The sequence below is a fragment of the Rhodococcus sp. MT28 genome (assembly GCF_058792695.1).
Genome location: NZ_JBXAFD010000002.1, coordinates 906,994 through 923,673, shown reverse-complemented (window position 1 = coordinate 923,673; position 16,680 = coordinate 906,994). Strand labels below are relative to the sequence as shown.

Sequence of the window (16,680 nt, the reverse complement as noted above, 5' to 3'; positions counted from 1 at the left end):
GTGCTCACCGCTTCCGCGACTTGGGATCGAGGGCGTCGCGCAGAGCGTCACCCATCATGATGAATCCGAGAACGGTGATCGCCAAAGCCGTTGCCGGGTAGAACAGAATGGTCGAACCCTGACGCAGCGTCACCTGAGCGTTGCTGATGTCGCCGCCCCACGAAACCTCGGTGGACGGAAGACCGATACCGAGGAAGGACAGCGTCGCCTCGGCAACGATGTACGTACCGAGCGAGATGGTGGCGACCACGATGATGGGCGCCAACGAGTTCGGGATGACGTGGCGGATCAGTGTCTTGAGCTTCGAGACACCCAACGCTTCCGAAGCCATGACGTAGTCGTTGTTCTTCGCCGAGATCACCGCGCCTCGAGCGATTCTTGCCATCTGCGGCCAGCCGAACAGTGCCAGGACGCCGACGACGGTCCAGATGGTGCGATCGGTGAACAGCTGCATCAGGACGATGGCAGCCAGGATCAGCGGGATGCCGAAGAAGATGTCGGCGACACGGGAGAGGATCGAATCGGTCCATCCGCCGTAGAAACCGGACAGCGCACCGAAGATCACGCCGATCACCAGCACCGACGCCGTGACGCCGACGCCCACGAGTACGGATGCGCGAGCACCGTAGATGGTGCGCGAGTACACGTCACAGCCCTGGCGGTCGAAACCGAACCAGTGCCCTGAGGTCGGCCCCTGCATGCTGTAGGTCAGGTCGCAGAACCGCGGATCGGTGCTCGTGAACAAGCTCGGAAACGCTGCGATGACGATGACCGCGAGGATGATGATCGTCGAGATGATGAACAGGGGGCGCTTGCGTAGGTCGCGCCACGCATCGGTCCACATGCTGGTCGGCGCCTGATCGAGTTTGACGGCGTCCGTCTCCCCCGGTGCCGCAACTTCGGGCGGTGCCACGAAATGACTTTGCCGGACTGCGCGTCCGGTCTTCACGGTCTCAGACATAGCGGATCCTCGGATCGAGCGCGGCGTACAAGAGGTCGACGAGCAGATTCGCGATCAGGTAGATCACGATCAGGATGGTGACGAACGAAACCACCGTCGGCGCTTCACCTCTGGTCACGGCCTGGTAGATCGTGCCGCCGACGCCGTTGATGTTGAAGATGCCCTCGGTGACGATGGCGCCGCCCATCAACGTTGCGAGGTCGGCGCCCAGGAACGTGACCACGGGGATCAGCGAGTTGCGCAACACGTGCACGCGAACCACTCGTCCACGGGAAAGTCCCTTGGCGGTAGCGGTGCGGACGTAATCGGCAGTCAGATTCTCCGCCACGGACGTTCGGGTCAGTCGCAGGACGTAGGCGAACGAGACCGAACCAAGAACCAGGGCAGGGAGCAGGAGATTGGTGAAGCTGGTGTTGCCACCGACCGTCGGCGGGACGATGCCCCATTTGACGCCGATGAAGAACTGAGCCAGGAAGCCGATCACGAAGATCGGGATGGCGATGAGAACGAGGCTGAACAGCAGGACGGTGCTGTCGAAGAATCCGCCCTTACGCAGGCCGGCGATGAGGCCGAAGCCGACACCGAAGACGGTCTCGACGATCAGTGCCATGAAGGCGAGTTTCATCGTGATCGGAAATGCCTGTGCCAGAACTTCACTGACAGGTCGTCCGGAGAACGACGTGCCGAAGTCCAGCGTGAAGATGCCCTTCAGGTACAGCAGGTACTGCTGATAGAAGGGGAGATCGAGGTGGTAGCGCTCCCGAAGCTGTGCTGCCACAGCCGGACTGAGCGCCTTGTCGCCCGCCAACGCGGCAATCGGATCACCGGGAAGCAGGAAGACCATGGCGTAGATCAGAAGAGTGGCCCCGAGAAAAACCGGGATCATTTGAAGCACTCGGCGACCGATGTACCAGAGCATCGGATCACCTCCTTGTCGATGATCGTGTACGTCAGCGGACAGTCCGGTGTGAACACGAGTTCGGGACGGCAGGCAGGGCGCCTGCCGCCCCGAACTCACGTTTCAGATGCGGATCGTTCTACGCGTCAGTTCTTTTCGATGTCTTCGTAGACCGGAACACCGTTCCAGCTGATGGTCACGTTGGAAACGTTCTCCGACCATCCACTGGCAGCGTTGCGGTACCACGTCGGAACTGCGGGCAGGTCCTTGAGCAGGACTTCCTGGGCCTGATCGAGCAGTTCCTGAGCCTTCGCCTGATCGGTCTGGCCGGCCGATTCGCGCAGGAGGCGGTCGAACTCGGGGTTGGAGTACTCACCGTCGTTGGAGCTGCCGCCGGTCTGGTAGTTCTGCGCCAGGAAGCCGTACTGCTGCGGGTAGTCGCCCTGCCAACCGGAGCGGAAAGAGCTCTGGATGGTGCGGTCGGTGGCTTCGGTGCGGATCTGAGCGAAGGTGGCGTACTGCTTGCCCTTTGCGTCGATACCGAGGGTGTTGCGGATGCTGTTCGCCGTGGCATCGACCCATTCCTGGTGTCCGCCGTCGGAGTTGTAGGCGATCTCGAAGCTGCCGGACCACGGTGCGATGGCGTCGGCCTTGGCCCAAGCGGCCTTGGCGGCCTCGGGATCGAACTTCACGTTGCTGTTACCGGTCAGCGAGTCGTTCCAGCCCTTGATTGCGGGGCTGGTGAAGTCGAGTGCAGGCGTCCTGGTCTTGTTGAAGATCTGCTGGGTGATCTGATCGCGGTTGATCGCCATCGAGATCGCCTGACGGCGGAGCATGCCCTCTTCGCCGCTGAAGTGCGGCAGGCGACCCGGGATCGTGAACGTCTCGATGGTTGCCGACGGCTGGTTGACGGTGCGTCCGGGCAGGTCCGACTCGAAGGTCGTGACGGCGCTCGGCGGAACCTGGTCGAGAACGTCGACGTTGTTGGCCAGGAGATCGGTGTACGCCGTGTCGAGGCTGTTGTACATGATGAAGTCGACGCCGGCGTTCTTCGGCTTACGGTTGCCGTTGTAGTCCGGGTTCACGACGGTGTCGATGCGGACGTTGTGCTGCCACGCGCCGGTTCCGTCGAGCTTGTACGGGCCGTTGCCGATCGGGTTCTCACCGAAGGCGGTCATGTCCTTGAACGCGACCTCGGGCAGCGGGTAGTACGCCGTGAAGCCGAGGCGATCGGGGAACGCCGACTCGGGCTGCTTGAGTTCGATGGTGAAGGTGGAGTCGTCCACAACCTTCAGACCCGACATGGTCTGTGCCGTCGGAACCTCGGCGGCAACTTCGTCGTAGCCCTTGATCGGATCGAAGAACGATGCCTGAAGCTGAGCGTTGGTGGAGAGGGCGCCGTAGTTCCACGCGTCGACGAACGACTTCGCGGTGACGGGGGTGCCGTCCGTGAAGGTCCAACCGTCCTTGAGCTTGACGGTGAAGTTCTGACCGTCGGTGCTCTCGATGGACTCGGCAACCTCGTTCTCCGTACCGCCGTCTGCGGTGTACGAAACGAGACCGGAGAACAGCGAGTCGAGGACGCGGCCGCCCATGTTCTCACTCGTGTTCGTGGGGATCAACGGGTTCTGAGGCTCGCCCGCCCAGGCGTTGACGACGCCACTGGACGATCCGCCCGACGAATCGCCGGACGAACATGCCGTGATCAGCACTGCCGTCATTCCGAGCGCGACCGCGCCCGTCGCTATGCGTGAGATACGCAAAGGAATTCCTTCCACATCTAAGTGACCCCGAGCATGCTCGCGGCCTGCCGACAGCCGTAACTGCCGGCGTCGTGTCGCCTACAACTGAAAGTGAACGTGACTTCGAGTTGTGGTCGAATAATGGTTTGACAATAGACACATCCGACGCGGGGCGCGCATCGCACCCATTGTCCGCAATTCCGAGGGAAATCTGTCCGCGCCCATTCACTCGTCGGCGGAAGCGACCACCCGTCGCATCAATTCGACCGATCGTCGCAGGACAACGGGTTGCAACGTGATGCAACGGTGCGTTTACGCGAGCTTGTGACTACCCTCACACGGAGTCAGAAAAGTGTCGATCAAAGTGGAAAGAAGGCCGTCAGCCATGACAAGCGCAGCCGAAACAGACGTCCCCCAGGCATATCCGCCGAGCGCAGAGTTCGCTGCGGCCGCCAACGCGGGACCGGAGTTGCAGGCTGCCGCAGATACCGACCGCCTCGCTTTCTGGGCGAATCAGGCTGAGCGCCTTCACTGGCACGAGAAATGGACCGACGTCCTCGACTGGACCGACGCCCCCGTCGCCAAGTGGTTCGTCGGCGGAAAACTCAACGTCGCCTACAACTGCGTCGACCGCCACGTCCTCGCCGGCAACGGCGACCGCGTCGCCATCCACTTCGAAGGCGAACCAGGCGATTCCCGCGACCTGACCTACAACGACCTCCTCGCCGAAGTCAGCCGCGCCGCAAACACTTTCACCGACCTCGGCCTCGTCGCCGGTGACCGCGTCGCGATCTACATGCCGATGATCCCCGAAGCGATCGTCACCATGCTCGCCTGCGCCCGCCTCGGCCTGACCCACTCGGTCGTCTTCGCCGGATTCTCCGCCACCGCCCTACGCTCGCGCATCGACGACGCCCAAGCCAAACTCGTCGTCACCGTCGACGGGCAGTGGCGACGCGGCGCAGCAGCACCCATCAAAACAGCGGTCGACGAATCCGTCGCCGGCGCCGAATCCGTCCAGAACGTGTTGGTGGTCAACCGGACCGGCATCGACGTCGACTGGACCGACGGCCGCGACCTGTGGTGGCACGAAACCGTCGCACAGGCCTCACCCGAGCACGAGGCGCAGGCCTTCGACGCCGAACATCCCCTGTTCATTCTCTACACCTCCGGCACCACCGGAAAGCCCAAGGGCATCATCCACACCTCCGGCGGCTACCTCACCCAGGCCTCGTACACCCACCACAACGTCTTCGATCACAAAGCGGGACAAGACGTCTACTGGTGCACCGCCGACATCGGCTGGGTCACCGGACACTCCTACATCGTCTACGGACCCCTCTCGAACGGCGTCACCCAGGTCGTCTACGAAGGCACCCCCAACTCCCCGAACGAGCACCGCCACTTCGACATCATCGAGAAGTACGGCGTCTCCATCTACTACACCGCACCCACCCTCGTGCGCACGTTCATGAAGTGGGGCCGCGAGATCCCCGACGCCCACGACCTGTCCTCGATCCGCCTCCTCGGATCTGTGGGCGAGCCCATCAACCCCGAAGCGTGGCGCTGGTTCCGAGAGGTCATCGGCGGCAACAAAGCCCCCATCGTCGACACCTGGTGGCAGACCGAGACCGGCGCGATCATGATCTCCCCGCTGCCCGGTATCACCGCCACCAAGCCCGGATCCGCGATGGCACCGCTGCCGGGGATTTCCGCGAAGATCGTCGACGACGACGCCAAGCCCCTCGGCCCCGGCGGCAACGGTTACCTCGTCCTCGACGAGCCGTGGCCGGCGATGCTCCGCGGCATCTGGGGCGACATGGACCGCTACCGCGACACCTACTGGTCCCGCTACGCCGAAGAAGGCTGGTACTTCGCCGGTGACGGCGCCAAGTACGACGACGACGGCGCACTCTGGGTCCTCGGCCGCGTCGACGACGTCATGAACGTCTCCGGTCACCGCATCTCCACCTCCGAAGTGGAATCAGCACTGGTGAACCATCACGGAGTCGCCGAAGCCGCCGTCGTCGGTGCCGCCGACGAGACCACCGGACAGGGCATCGTCGCGTTCGTCATCCTCCGTGAAGGCGTCGAGAACACCGGCGACGTCCTCATCGCCGAACTCAAGGCTCAGGTCTCCACCGACATCAGCCCCATCGCCAAACCGCGTCAGATCACGATCGTGCCGGAACTGCCGAAGACCCGGTCCGGCAAGATCATGCGCCGCCTCCTGCGCGACGTCGCCGAAGGCCGCGACCTCGGAGACACCTCGACCCTGGTCGACCCCAAGGTATTCGACGCCATCCGCGGCAAGTAGGGCCTTCGGCCCCTGTGCGCCTTTTTGGTAGTCCCCACTACCGGAAAGGCACACAGGGGCGAAGCCCCTCTCGCAACTTCACTTCCTCTTTCGACGTCAGCCAGGACTCCTCGGCTACGCGGATGTCTGCGGCAACCCTCTTGTGCAAGGACTTTCCGCGCGAGGAGAGAAACACGCGTACCTTCCGACGGTCGTCCTCCCCGACTTCGCGGTAGATGAGCGCGAGCGAGACCAACTTGTCCGCAACTCGCGTCAGCGTCGGAGCCGGTGTTCCCGTTCGATCGCGCAACTCAGCCATCGTCAGCCCCTCGGTCGACGCCAGGGCTTCGAGCGTCATCCAGTGATCGAGAGTGAGATTCTCTGCCGCCAGCGCCTTCTCCGCCGCTGCCGCGGCCATTCGAGCTGCTCGGACCAGCGCAGTCGTCAGCGACGCATCAAGAATTCCGGAGTCACTTTTTCCCACTGATCGCTCCCCCGCTGTTGCGCAGTTCACACTTCTCGGGCAATACTTTCAAATGAAATGATAGTAACCCAGGCCAGGCCGCTGACTCCCGATTCCGGCGGCGACGCATGAGCGCTACCGGCGCGCTCGAACGCGCGCGCAGCGCGGTGTGGCGCCTGGGCATGGTGCTTCCCCTCCAGGGACCTGCCGGACTGTTCGGCCCCTCCTGCGAAGCAATCAGCGAATTGGCCGCCCGCGACCTCAACAACTCCGGTGGCGTACTGGGACGCGAAGTCCAGATCGAAGTGATCGACGGCGGCGCTTCGCCGAGCGTCGTCGCAGCCCGCGTGCAACAGCTACTCGACGCAGGCGACATCGACGCGGTCAGCGGTTGGCACATCTCCTCTGTCCGCCACGCTCTTGCACCCGTGGTCGCGGACCGCATTCCGTACTCGTACACCTCGCTCTACGAGGGCGGCGAGGTCAGATCCGGCATCTACTGCTCCGGCGAAACACCACGGCAGCAGATCGCGCCGGCGCTGAAGTGGCTGCGCGACAACGTCGGAGCGCGTAAGTGGTTTGTCGTCGGGGACGACTACATCTGGCCACACAGCTCTCTCGGAGCCGTGAGGCAATTCGCCACCGAACTCGATCTCAGCCTTGTCGGCGGTTCGTTTGTCGACCTGGGGCGCGGCAACATGAAACAACTGGTCGAGACCGTCTCGAACTCCGGTTGCGACGGCGTGATCATGCTCCTCGTCGGCCAGGACGCCGTCGATTTCAACCGCGCCTTCGCCCGCCGCGGCCTCGACGAGTCGATGATCCGATTCAGCCCGTTGATGGAAGAGAACATGCTGCTCGCGAGCGGGCCGAGGGCAACCCGCAACCTGTTTGCCTCCGCCGCGTACTTCCGTTCGATGGTCGACGGCAACTCCATGGATCTTCTCGGGCGCTACGTTGCACTGCACGGCGCGCACGCTCCGGCGCTGAACAATGCCGCCGAATCGTGCTACGAAGGGATACATACCCTTTCGGCCCTGGTGCGGCGCGCCGACAGCACTCATCCGCGTGACCTGGACGCCGTCGTCGAGGGTGCCGCGTACGACGGGCCTCGCGGAACCGTCGAGTTTCGTGATCGTGTTGCACGGCAGAAGATTCAGCTCGCCGTCGCCGACGGACTCGACTTCTCGATCATCGCAACGCTCTGAGATTTTCCCTGAGATCTCCCTCTTGACTTCTGTGGCGCGCATCACTTAGTTTCATTTGGAATCATTTCATTTGAAAGTAACCCGTTCCGAAGTAACCGTCCCGAAGTAACCGGAGGTGCCCGATGGGCAGTGTTGGTTTGCTTTACGTGGGAGCCGTCCTCTTCGTCAACGGACTGATGCTGCTCGGCACAGTTCCCGTTCGATCCGCCTCGGTCCTCAACCTCTTCGTCGGCGCACTTCAATGCGTCGTCCCCACCGTCATGTTGATTCAGGCTCAGGGAGATTCGAGTGCCGTCCTGGCGGCCTCAGGGCTCTATCTGTTCGGATTCACCTATCTCTACGTGGGCATCAGCAATCTCGCCGGCTTCGAGCCGGAAGGAATCGGGTGGTTCTCGCTGTTCGTCGCGTGCGCCGCGCTCGTGTACTCCTTCCTCTCTTTCACAGTGAGCAACGACCCCGTCTTCGGGGTCATCTGGCTCGCATGGGCAGCGCTGTGGACGCTGTTCTTCCTGGTACTCGGGCTCGGCCGCGAGAATCTCAGTCGCTTCACCGGCTGGGCAGCGGTCCTCCTGAGCCAGCCCACGTGCACGGTCCCCGCATTTCTGATCCTGACCGACAACTTCCACACCACACCCGCCGTCGCGGCCGGTTGGGCCGGAGCGCTTCTGGTTCTCCTGGGCCTGGCCAAGATCCTCGCTGCACCCAAAACCGCAGTACCCCAATCCCGTCCAGTCTTCAACTGATCGACACAACCAAGGAGTGAAAGACAATGCGACACGGTGACATCTCCTCGAGCAACGACACGGTCGGCGTAGCAGTGGTCAACTACAAGATGCCCCGCCTGCACGATCGCGCCGGTGTCCTCGAGAACGCGCGCAAGATCGCCGACATGATGATCGGCATGAAGACCGGCCTCCCCGGAATGGATCTGGTGGTCTTCCCCGAATACTCCACGCAGGGAATCATGTACAACGAGGAGGAGATGTACGCGACAGCAGCCACCATCCCGGGCGACGAGACCGCGATCTTCTCCGCAGCGTGCCGCGAAGCCAACACGTGGGGAATCTTCTCCATCACCGGCGAACAGCACGAAGACCACCCGAACAAGCCCCCGTACAACACGTTGATCCTCATCGACAACAAGGGCGAGATCGTTCAGAGGTACCGAAAGATCCTGCCCTGGTGCCCCATCGAAGGGTGGTACCCGGGAGACACGACGTATGTCACCGAAGGCCCGAAGGGGCTGAAGATCTCGCTCATCATCTGCGACGACGGCAACTACCCGGAGATCTGGCGCGACTGCGCGATGAAGGGTGCAGAACTGATCGTCCGTTGCCAGGGGTACATGTACCCCGCCAAGGACCAGCAGGTGATGATGTCCAAGGCAATGGCCTGGGCCAACAATTGTTATGTGGCAGTTGCCAATGCGGCCGGATTCGACGGCGTCTACTCCTACTTCGGACACTCCGCGATCATCGGATTCGACGGCCGGACGCTGGGTGAAACCGGCGAAGAAGAATACGGAATCCAGTACGCGCAGCTTTCCGTCTCAGCCATTCGCGACGCACGCGAGAACGATCAGTCCCAGAACCACATCTTCAAACTCCTCCATCGCGGCTACTCCGGTGTCCACGCAGCAGGTGACGGAGACAAGGGCGTCGCGGACTGCCCGTTCGAGTTCTACAAGCTGTGGGTCACCGACGCCCAGAAGGCTCAGGAACGCGTCGAGGCCATCACCCGAGACACAGTGGGTGTAGCGGATTGTCGCGTCGGAAACCTGCCGGTCGAGAAGACAATCGAAGCGTAAGGATCTCACTGTGCCTTATATCACCGACATGCTCCATGACCGGAACAGTGCAGCAGCACCACCGCCGGCCGAGGAACGAACCGAACCCGTACCGGTCGGGGCCTTCGACGCTCGCAAGCTCTCGAAAGCCCTGAGTTCCAAGATCGTCGGACAACAGGCCGCCGTCGACGCAGTGGTTCGTGCGATTTCGATCGCGCATGTCGGTGCCACGGATCCGACGCGTCCGCTCGCCAACATCCTTCTCGTTGGCCCGACCGGCGTCGGCAAGACGGAATTGGTGCGGCGCGTGGCCGCAGAACTACGGTCAGGACCCGATGATCTGTGCCGCATCGACATGAATGCTCTTGCGCAAGAGCATTATGCGGCGTCGTTCTCCGGGGCTCCACCTGGATATGCCGGTAGCAAGGAGTCCTTCACGCTGTTCGACAAGAACACCGTCGAGGGCGATCCGTACACCCCCGGAATCGTCCTGTTCGACGAAGTGGAGAAGGCCGACCCCACCGTGCTGCGTGCGCTCCTGCAGGTCCTCGACAACGGCGAACTCCGGTTGGCGAACGGTCAGCAGAAGATCTCGTTCCGCAACAGCTACGTGTTCCTGACCTCGAATCTCGGCTCTGCTGCGGTGGCAGAACGTCGGCGATCTCACCTGCGGCAGCTCGCCGATCGCGTCCGGATCGATCGACCGCGCCATGGTCATCATCTGGTGCAACGCGCGTTGGAGAAGTTCTTCGACCCCGAATTCTTCAACCGCATCGACGAAACCGTGATCCTCGACGAGTTCGACGAACAGACCGCGGAACAAGTGACCCGTCTCGAGATCGAACTGATCACGACTCGGTTGGCCAGGAGAGGCATCGACGTCGAGGTGGAGGACAGCGCCGTCGCCCTGTTGCAACGGCGCGGGTTCGACCCGGTGTACGGAGCACGTGGCCTGCGCCGGACCATCCGGAACGTCTTGGCCGACCCGGTGGCCGCCGCCGTTCTCGACCTTCGGCCGGTCGGGACGCAACCACTCGCCTTGCAGGCGCGGGCAGTTGGTGATCAGATACAGGTAAAGAAAGTCCCATGAGTGCTCGCTCACGTTGCGGATCGAATCCGCAACGTGGGCGACACATTTCAAACATGTCCGCGTAACGCCACCTCCCTAGGTTGGGTGCCTGCACCACAAAGTGCACATGCACAGGCACCCAGGGGAAGTGACGTCATGACAGCAGTGAACGAGCAGGTGTCCGCCGGCGCACCGGACAGGGTAGATCTCGGTGAGAATGCCGCACTGAAGGAGACTCTGGAGGACTACACCCTCCGATTTGCGCCACGCAGCTACCGCAAATGGGGAACCGGCGTCGTCGCGACCTCCGCGCTCGGCGGAATCGCGTATCTCGCAGACTTCTCGATCGGCGCCAACATCGGCATCTCGTACGGCACCGGTAACGCATTGCTGGGCATCGCCGTGTTTGCCGTCGTCATCATGGCGACCGGCTTCCCACTCGCCTACTATGCCGCGCGATACAATATCGACCTCGATTTGATCACTCGTGGAAGCGGTTTCGGCTACTACGGCTCGGTGGTCACCAACGTCATCTTCGCGACGTTCACCTTCATCTTCTTCGCGCTCGAAGGTTCCATCATGGCCCAGGGTTTGAAACTGGGGCTCGGGATCCCACTCTCGATCGGCTACGCGGTCTCGACCCTGATGGTCATTCCACTGGTCATCTACGGAATGAAGGCTCTGGCAAAGCTCCAAGTGTGGACGACGCCTCTGTGGCTCGTCATGATGGTGCTGCCGTTCCTGTATCTGCTGTTCAAGCACCCTGATTCGGTGAGCGCGTTCTTCGCCTTCGGCGGTGAGGACGGCGCAAACGGCAAGGGCGTCAACTTCGGATCGGTGATGCTGGCCGCGGGTGTCTGCTTGTCGCTGATCGCACAGATCGCCGAGCAGATCGACTACCTACGCTTCATGCCGCCCAAGACGCCGGAAAACACCCGCCGTTGGTGGGCTGCAGTAATTCTCGCCGGCCCCGGCTGGGTGATCTTCGGCGCGTTCAAGCAGATCGTCGGACTGTTCCTCGCCGTGTACATCATCGCGAACGTCGTCGACGGATCCTCGATCGCCAACCAGCCCGTGCACCAGTTCCTCGAGATCTACCAGGACATGATGCCTCACTGGCTGGCCATGACGCTGGCCGTGATCCTCGTGGTCATCAGCCAGATCAAGATCAACGTCACCAACGCGTACTCCGGCTCACTGGCCTGGACCAACTCGTACACCCGCGTCACCAAGACCTACCCCGGACGCATGGTCTTCGTTCTGGTCAACCTGGCGATCGCACTGATCTTGATGGAAGCCAACATGTTCGACTTCCTCAACACGATCCTGGGCTTCTACGCCAACTGCGGTATCGCCTGGGTCGTGGTCGTCGCCTCGGACATCGCAATCAACAAGTACTGGTTGAAGCTCTCCCCGAAAGTCCCCGAGTTCCGACGCGGGATGCTCTACGACGTCAACCCCGTCGGCTTCGTGTCGATGCTGCTGGCCGCGGGCATTTCGATCCTGGTGTTCTTCGGTGCTTTCGGTTCGGCGATCAAGCCGTTCTCCCCGATCGTCGCAATCGTCATCGCGCTGGTGATGCCGCCGGTCCTGGCCGTCGCCACCAAGGGAAAGTACTACCTACGACGCACCGACGACGGCATCGATCTGCCGATGTTCGACGAGTACGGGAACCCCTCCGGTGAAACGCTTCTGTGCTGCGTCAGCGGAATCGAATTCGAGCGTCCCGACATGCTCGCGTCGAACGTGCCCGGCCCGAACGGCGAGAAGCAGTACATCAGCTCCCTGGCCTTGAGCACCGACAAGACCGGTGAGCACGTCCTGCCTGCTCAGCTTCCCTGACAACTGCTGTGCGCCTTTCTTCACCGCCGGGGGTTAATAAAGGCGCACAGCAGGGTTATGCCCCTACATCGTCGAGCGACTCACCCTTCGTCTCACGCATGACCAGCAGCGCGACAAAAGTCAGCGTCGCCGCTACGAGAAGATAGATGCCGACCCAACCGACGCCGTAGTTCTTCGCGAGGTAGACGGCGATGAACGGCGCCACCGCTGCGCCCAGAATACTGGCCGTGTTGTACGCGATTCCCGAGCCCGTGTAGCGGACGTTGGTCGGGAAGAGTTCCGGGAGAACGGCACTCATCGGGCCGAAGGTCAGACCCATGAGCAGCATGCCCACGATGAGGAACGCCAACATGCGACCGTCGTTCATTCCTTCCGGTTCGAGGAAGACACCGAAGGTCAAGCCGAACACCATGATCAGACCGGTGATGATCAGCAAGGTGATACGACGCCCGTAACGGTCGGCGAGCCAACCCGAGACCGGCACGGCAGCAGCGAAGAACACGACTGCGATGAGCTGCAGGACAAGGAAATCGGTGTACTTGAAGCCCGCACCGGTTCCGCCGTCGGCCGCCGTCTTGCCGGTTCCGTGGCTGAGAACCCAGGTGGTCATGATGTAGAAGAGCGTGTACGTCGCGAGCATCACGAACGTACCGATGATCAGCTGACGCCAACTGGTCTTGAACACCTCGGCCACCGGGGTCTTGACCTTCTCGCCGCGCTCGACTGCGCGCGCGAACACCGGGGTTTCCTCGAGCTTGAGCCGGACGTACAGGCCGATCATCACCATGATTGCGCTGAGCAGGAACGGAATTCGCCATCCCCAGCTCAGGAAGGCACCCTCGAGGTCCGGGCTGGAATTGTCGTGGTTCATGAACAACGTGATGATCAGGAACAGTCCGTTGGCCATGAAGAAGCCGATGGGCGCACCGAGTTGCGGCCACATCGCCGCCCAGGCCCGCTTGCCTTCCTTGGCCGTCTCGGTCGCGAGCAGAGCCGCGCCCGACCATTCGCCGCCGAGTCCGAGGCCCTGGCAGAAACGCATGAGCGCCAACAGCGCCGGGGCCAGTAGACCGATCTGGTGATAAGTGGGCAGCAGTCCGATGAGGAAGGTCGCGATGCCCATCGTCAGCAGCGAGCCGACCAGAGTTGCCTTGCGTCCGACGCGGTCACCGAAGTGTCCGAAGAGAATCGAACCGAGGGGACGGGCGACGAACGCGAGTCCGAACGTCGCCAACGACGCGAGAAGCGCGGTGGTGTCGTTGCCCTTCGGGAAGAACAGGTGCGGGAACACCGATACTGCCGCTGTTGCATAGATGTAGAAGTCGTAGAACTCGATGGACGTACCCACCATGCTGGCGACCACGATTCGGCTGCGCGGCACTCCGGCGACGGTATCTGCGTCGCCGCCCTCCGGCTTGGGTGGATTCTCACTGACTGACGTGCTCAAAACATGCTCCTGCGCCGTTATACGAAAGATGTCCAATTGGTGGGATAGTGTCCCAATCAGTAGGAATTGAACACCCGCGGGGTTTTCCGACGCAAATTCGGTTCGCGAATTCGGCTCAGCGGGCAATCCGCGATAAAATTCCGTAAAGGTGAGCCGGGAAGTCTGGTCGGCACGTGCATTCGATGCGTCACAACGTCGATCACGTTCATGTCTGTTGCATCCGAATTCGGTTGCACGAACAAAGGTCGTCCCCACGCGTGATCTCCACCCTGCGTTCCGAACTGTCCCGCTACCTCCGCACCGAAACGGTGGGCGGATCGATCCTCCTGATCGCTGCCGCCCTCGCTCTGATCTGGGTGAACTCTCCTTTCGGTGAGAGCTACATCGCACTACGTGACTTCCAGATCGGTCCGTCCGCACTCCATCTCGACCTCAGCTTGGGCACGTGGGCGCAGGACGGACTGCTTGCCGTCTTCTTCTTCGTTGCCGGCCTCGAACTCAAACGTGAACTGGTGGTCGGCGAACTCGCGGACCGCAAAGCCGCGATGCTCCCGATCATCGCGGCGTGCGGCGGCGTCCTGGTCCCCGCGATCATCGCGGCGTCCATCGGTTTCGGCACGCCCGGCATGGACAAGGGCTGGGCCATTCCCGTCGCGACGGACATCGCTTTTGCCCTCGGCGTGCTCGCGCTGACCGGCTCGAAGATCCCGGCGAGCGCCCGAGTTTTCCTGCTCAGCCTGGCCGTCGTCGACGATCTGCTCGCGATCATCCTCATCGCCGTACTGTTCACCGGTTCCCTCGCGATGTTGTGGCTGCTGACCGCGGCCGCAGCCCTGGCTGCCTACGCCTACGCCCAACACAAACGCATCACGACGCCGTTCCTCTACGTCCCGCTGGCACTACTGACCTGGTACGCGATGCACGAAGCGGGGATACACGCCACACTCGCGGGCGTCGCGCTCGGCTTACTCACCCGGGTGAGGCGCGATCCGGACGAGGAGTACGCGCCCGGTAGCCGTCTCGAGCACCGTATTCAGCCCTACTCTGCAGGCTTCTGTGTCCCCGTCTTCGCACTGTTCGCCTCCGGTGTTCCGATCAACGCGGCGGTGCTCGGCGACATTTTCACCGACCCCGTCGGGCAATCGGTTGTCGTCGGTCTTCTGGTCGGCAAAACCGTCGGAATCTTCGGAATTTCCCTGCTCGCGATCAAATTGGGGATAGCAACCAAACCCAAGACACTGGAATTGAGAGACATGTTTGCCCTCTCAGTTCTCGGTGGCATCGGGTTCACCGTTAGCCTGCTTGTAGCAGACCTCGCATTGGACGGGGTCGGCGATGGCAGCGAGGCCGAGATAGCGAAGGCCGCAGTTCTCGTGACATCGTTGGTGGCATCGCTGATCGGATCAGCGCTGCTGTGGCGACGTGGACGAGTTCATGCGGCTCGAGACGACGCTTCCACCGCCATTGCCACGGACGCGAGAGAACTACCTGGAGAGGTCGACAAGTGAGCTTGACCAACGGAGAGAGCCAGCGCTTCACCGGAGATGGAGTACCGAACACGGTCTCTTCCATCCCTCTCACCGATGTGGACGCCCGCACGCCGGGCGAGGCCACCATCGGGGCCCTCGTCAAGGACGCGACCGCACAGGTCTCCACCCTCGTGCGCGCCGAGGTCGAACTTGCCAAGGCCGAGGTGACGGGCGAGGTCAAGAAGGGTCTGCAGGGCAGCGTCTTTTTCATCCTGGCCTTCACGGTTCTGCTGTTCAGCTCGTTCTTCTTCTTTTTCTTCCTGGCCGAGATGCTCGACACCTGGGTGCCGCGCTGGCTGGCGTTCCTCATCGTCTTCCTGATCATGGTGGTGACCACCGCGATTCTGGCGCTGCTCGGTTATCTGCGCGTGCGCAAGCTGAGGGCTCCGGAGAAGACGATCGAATCGCTCAAGCAGGCCAAGAACGTCATCCCCGGCAGCCATGACGACGCAAAGCCGTCGGTCGATTTCAACGCGCGCCGGTAGCGAGTCTGATCGAAAGTGGCAGCCCCAGATCCATCCACCGTCAGGTTCGACGGCCCCTGGATTCACCGGGACATTCACGCCAACGGCATCCGGTTTCACGTCGTCGAGGTAGGCGACGCGGAGCCGGATGCTCCGTTGGTGGTCCTGTTGCACGGATTCGCCGATTTCTGGTGGTCCTGGCGCCATCAGTTGACGGCACTGTCGGAGCAGGGATTCCGCGTCGTCGCCATGGATCTTCGTGGGTACGGCGATTCCGACAAGCCCCCTCGCGGCTACGACGGTTGGACGCTCGCCGGTGACGTAGCCGGCCTCATTCGTGCGATGGGTTACGGCAAGGCCACGCTGATCGGTCATGCCGACGGCGGGTTGGTGTGCTGGGCGACCGCGCTCCTGCATCCACGCCTGGTGCGGTCGATCGCGCTGATCTCGTCTCCACACCCGATGGCGCTCAAGAAAGCAGTCGTCCGCGACCCCTATCAGCGCCGCGCGCTTTTGCCCTCGTTCCTGGCCTATCAGGTACCGCTACGCCCGGAACGTCGGTTGACGGCCGACAACGGCGCCGAAGTGGAGCGTCTGGTTCGCTCGCGGTCGGGCCCCACCTGGCCGCAGCAACCCGAATTCGCGGACGTCATGAGCAAGATGCGGTCCGCGATCCGGATCCCGGGCGTCGCGCATTCCACCTTGGAGTACCAGCGTTGGGCCTTCCGCAGCCAGCTCCGCCCCGAGGGCCGACGTTTCATGCGTTTGATGGATCAGGTTCTTCGCATTCCGATCGTCCAGATTCACGGCGAACTCGACCCGTACGTGCTCACCCGTACTGTGCGTCGCGACAAGCACTGGGCTCCCGGCGAGAAACTGCGCACCATTGCCGGAGTCGGTCATTACGCGCATCAGGAAGCCCCCGAGCGCGTCAATCGCGAACTCGGGGACTTCCTCCTTACGGAGAAGTGACCG

Annotated in this window: 14 protein-coding genes; 9 read left to right on the top strand and 5 right to left on the bottom strand. The window is 62.3% G+C overall.

Translation table 11 applies throughout. The features are described 5' to 3' along the window. Nucleotides 1-4: 4 nt before the first annotated feature. The 3 genes from AC1Q6C_RS12620 to AC1Q6C_RS12610 form a co-directional block, all read right to left on the bottom strand. Complete coding sequence (locus AC1Q6C_RS12620) at nt 5-961, bottom strand: ABC transporter permease (protein ID WP_019746638.1); 957 nt, start codon at nt 959-961, stop codon at nt 5-7. Continuing rightward, nucleotides 954-1,880, bottom strand: a complete 927-nt coding sequence (locus AC1Q6C_RS12615; RefSeq protein ID WP_019746637.1) for an ABC transporter permease — start codon at nt 1,878-1,880, stop codon at nt 954-956. The genes AC1Q6C_RS12620 and AC1Q6C_RS12615 overlap by 8 nt, the downstream gene beginning before the upstream one ends. A gap of 125 nt (nt 1,881-2,005) precedes the next feature. Then, nucleotides 2,006-3,622 (bottom strand): peptide ABC transporter substrate-binding protein, encoded by a 1,617-nt coding sequence (locus tag AC1Q6C_RS12610; RefSeq protein WP_007732431.1) that lies wholly within the window; start codon nt 3,620-3,622, stop codon nt 2,006-2,008. 364 nt (nt 3,623-3,986) lie between these two features. Between AC1Q6C_RS12610 and acs the strand changes: the two genes are divergently transcribed. Next, nucleotides 3,987-5,918 carry an acetate--CoA ligase gene (gene acs, locus AC1Q6C_RS12605; RefSeq protein WP_007732429.1) on the top strand — a complete coding sequence of 644 codons (1,932 nt, stop codon included), beginning with the start codon at nt 3,987-3,989 and terminating at the stop codon, nt 5,916-5,918. Between the two features lie 37 nt (nt 5,919-5,955). Here the strand turns inward: acs and AC1Q6C_RS12600 are convergent, their stop codons facing one another. Further along, nucleotides 5,956-6,381, bottom strand: a complete 426-nt coding sequence (locus AC1Q6C_RS12600; protein WP_042446697.1) for a MarR family transcriptional regulator — start codon at nt 6,379-6,381, stop codon at nt 5,956-5,958. A gap of 107 nt (nt 6,382-6,488) precedes the next feature. Between AC1Q6C_RS12600 and AC1Q6C_RS12595 the strand changes: the two genes are divergently transcribed. The 5 genes from AC1Q6C_RS12595 to AC1Q6C_RS12575 all read left to right on the top strand — a co-directional run bounded on the left by AC1Q6C_RS12595 (nt 6,489) and on the right by AC1Q6C_RS12575 (nt 12,265). Further along, nucleotides 6,489-7,568: a substrate-binding domain-containing protein gene (locus AC1Q6C_RS12595; protein ID WP_221742616.1), complete on the top strand. Its 1,080-nt coding sequence runs from the start codon at nt 6,489-6,491 to the stop codon at nt 7,566-7,568. Nucleotides 7,569-7,690: 122 nt separating this feature from the next. Beyond that, the gene (locus AC1Q6C_RS12590) at nt 7,691-8,311 is read left to right on the top strand and encodes an AmiS/UreI family transporter (RefSeq protein ID WP_003946099.1); all 621 of its coding nucleotides are present in this window, start codon (nt 7,691-7,693) and stop codon (nt 8,309-8,311) included. A gap of 26 nt (nt 8,312-8,337) precedes the next feature. Beyond that, entirely contained in the window at nt 8,338-9,375 is a 1,038-nt protein-coding gene (locus tag AC1Q6C_RS12585; RefSeq protein ID WP_063315184.1) for an aliphatic amidase, read from the top strand. A gap of 10 nt (nt 9,376-9,385) precedes the next feature. Beyond that, a complete protein-coding gene (locus tag AC1Q6C_RS12580; protein ID WP_007732419.1) occupies nt 9,386-10,444 on the top strand; it encodes an AAA family ATPase in 1,059 nt (352 codons plus the stop codon). A 135-nt stretch (nt 10,445-10,579) separates the two neighbouring features. After that, the gene (locus tag AC1Q6C_RS12575) at nt 10,580-12,265 is read left to right on the top strand and encodes a purine-cytosine permease family protein (RefSeq protein ID WP_073513333.1); all 1,686 of its coding nucleotides are present in this window, start codon (nt 10,580-10,582) and stop codon (nt 12,263-12,265) included. A 55-nt stretch (nt 12,266-12,320) separates the two neighbouring features. On the opposite strand, the gene AC1Q6C_RS12570 is transcribed toward AC1Q6C_RS12575, so the two are convergent. Beyond that, nucleotides 12,321-13,712: an MFS transporter gene (locus tag AC1Q6C_RS12570; protein ID WP_042922877.1), complete on the bottom strand. Its 1,392-nt coding sequence runs from the start codon at nt 13,710-13,712 to the stop codon at nt 12,321-12,323. A 173-nt stretch (nt 13,713-13,885) separates the two neighbouring features. On the opposite strand from AC1Q6C_RS12570, the gene nhaA reads away from it, so the two are divergent. The 3 genes from nhaA to AC1Q6C_RS12555 are packed head-to-tail and all read left to right on the top strand — an operon-like array spanning nt 13,886 to nt 16,677. Next, complete coding sequence (gene nhaA / locus AC1Q6C_RS12565) at nt 13,886-15,220, top strand: Na+/H+ antiporter NhaA (protein ID WP_007732414.1); 1,335 nt, start codon at nt 13,886-13,888, stop codon at nt 15,218-15,220. After that, nucleotides 15,217-15,726, top strand: a complete 510-nt coding sequence (locus tag AC1Q6C_RS12560; RefSeq protein WP_007732413.1) for a phage holin family protein — start codon at nt 15,217-15,219, stop codon at nt 15,724-15,726. Before nhaA ends, AC1Q6C_RS12560 begins: the two co-directional genes overlap by 4 nt. A 15-nt stretch (nt 15,727-15,741) precedes the next feature. Then, nucleotides 15,742-16,677: an alpha/beta fold hydrolase gene (locus AC1Q6C_RS12555; RefSeq protein ID WP_007732412.1), complete on the top strand. Its 936-nt coding sequence runs from the start codon at nt 15,742-15,744 to the stop codon at nt 16,675-16,677. The last annotated feature ends 3 nt before the right edge of the window (nt 16,678-16,680 follow it).

What these genes read in the sequence shown, in the direction of transcription:
- AC1Q6C_RS12585 (WP_063315184.1), top strand. Translation starts at nt 8,338, where the DNA reads ATGCGACACGGTGACATCTCCTCGAGCAACGACACGGTCGGCGTAGCA.
- AC1Q6C_RS12590 (WP_003946099.1), top strand. Translation starts at nt 7,691, where the DNA reads ATGGGCAGTGTTGGTTTGCTTTACGTGGGAGCCGTCCTCTTCGTCAAC.
- AC1Q6C_RS12595 (WP_221742616.1), top strand. Translation starts at nt 6,489, where the DNA reads ATGAGCGCTACCGGCGCGCTCGAACGCGCGCGCAGCGCGGTGTGGCGC.
- acs (WP_007732429.1), top strand. Translation starts at nt 3,987, where the DNA reads ATGACAAGCGCAGCCGAAACAGACGTCCCCCAGGCATATCCGCCGAGC.
- AC1Q6C_RS12615 (WP_019746637.1), bottom strand. Translation starts at nt 1,880, where the DNA reads ATGCTCTGGTACATCGGTCGCCGAGTGCTTCAAATGATCCCGGTTTTT.
- AC1Q6C_RS12620 (WP_019746638.1), bottom strand. Translation starts at nt 961, where the DNA reads ATGTCTGAGACCGTGAAGACCGGACGCGCAGTCCGGCAAAGTCATTTC.
- AC1Q6C_RS12575 (WP_073513333.1), top strand. Translation starts at nt 10,580, where the DNA reads ATGACAGCAGTGAACGAGCAGGTGTCCGCCGGCGCACCGGACAGGGTA.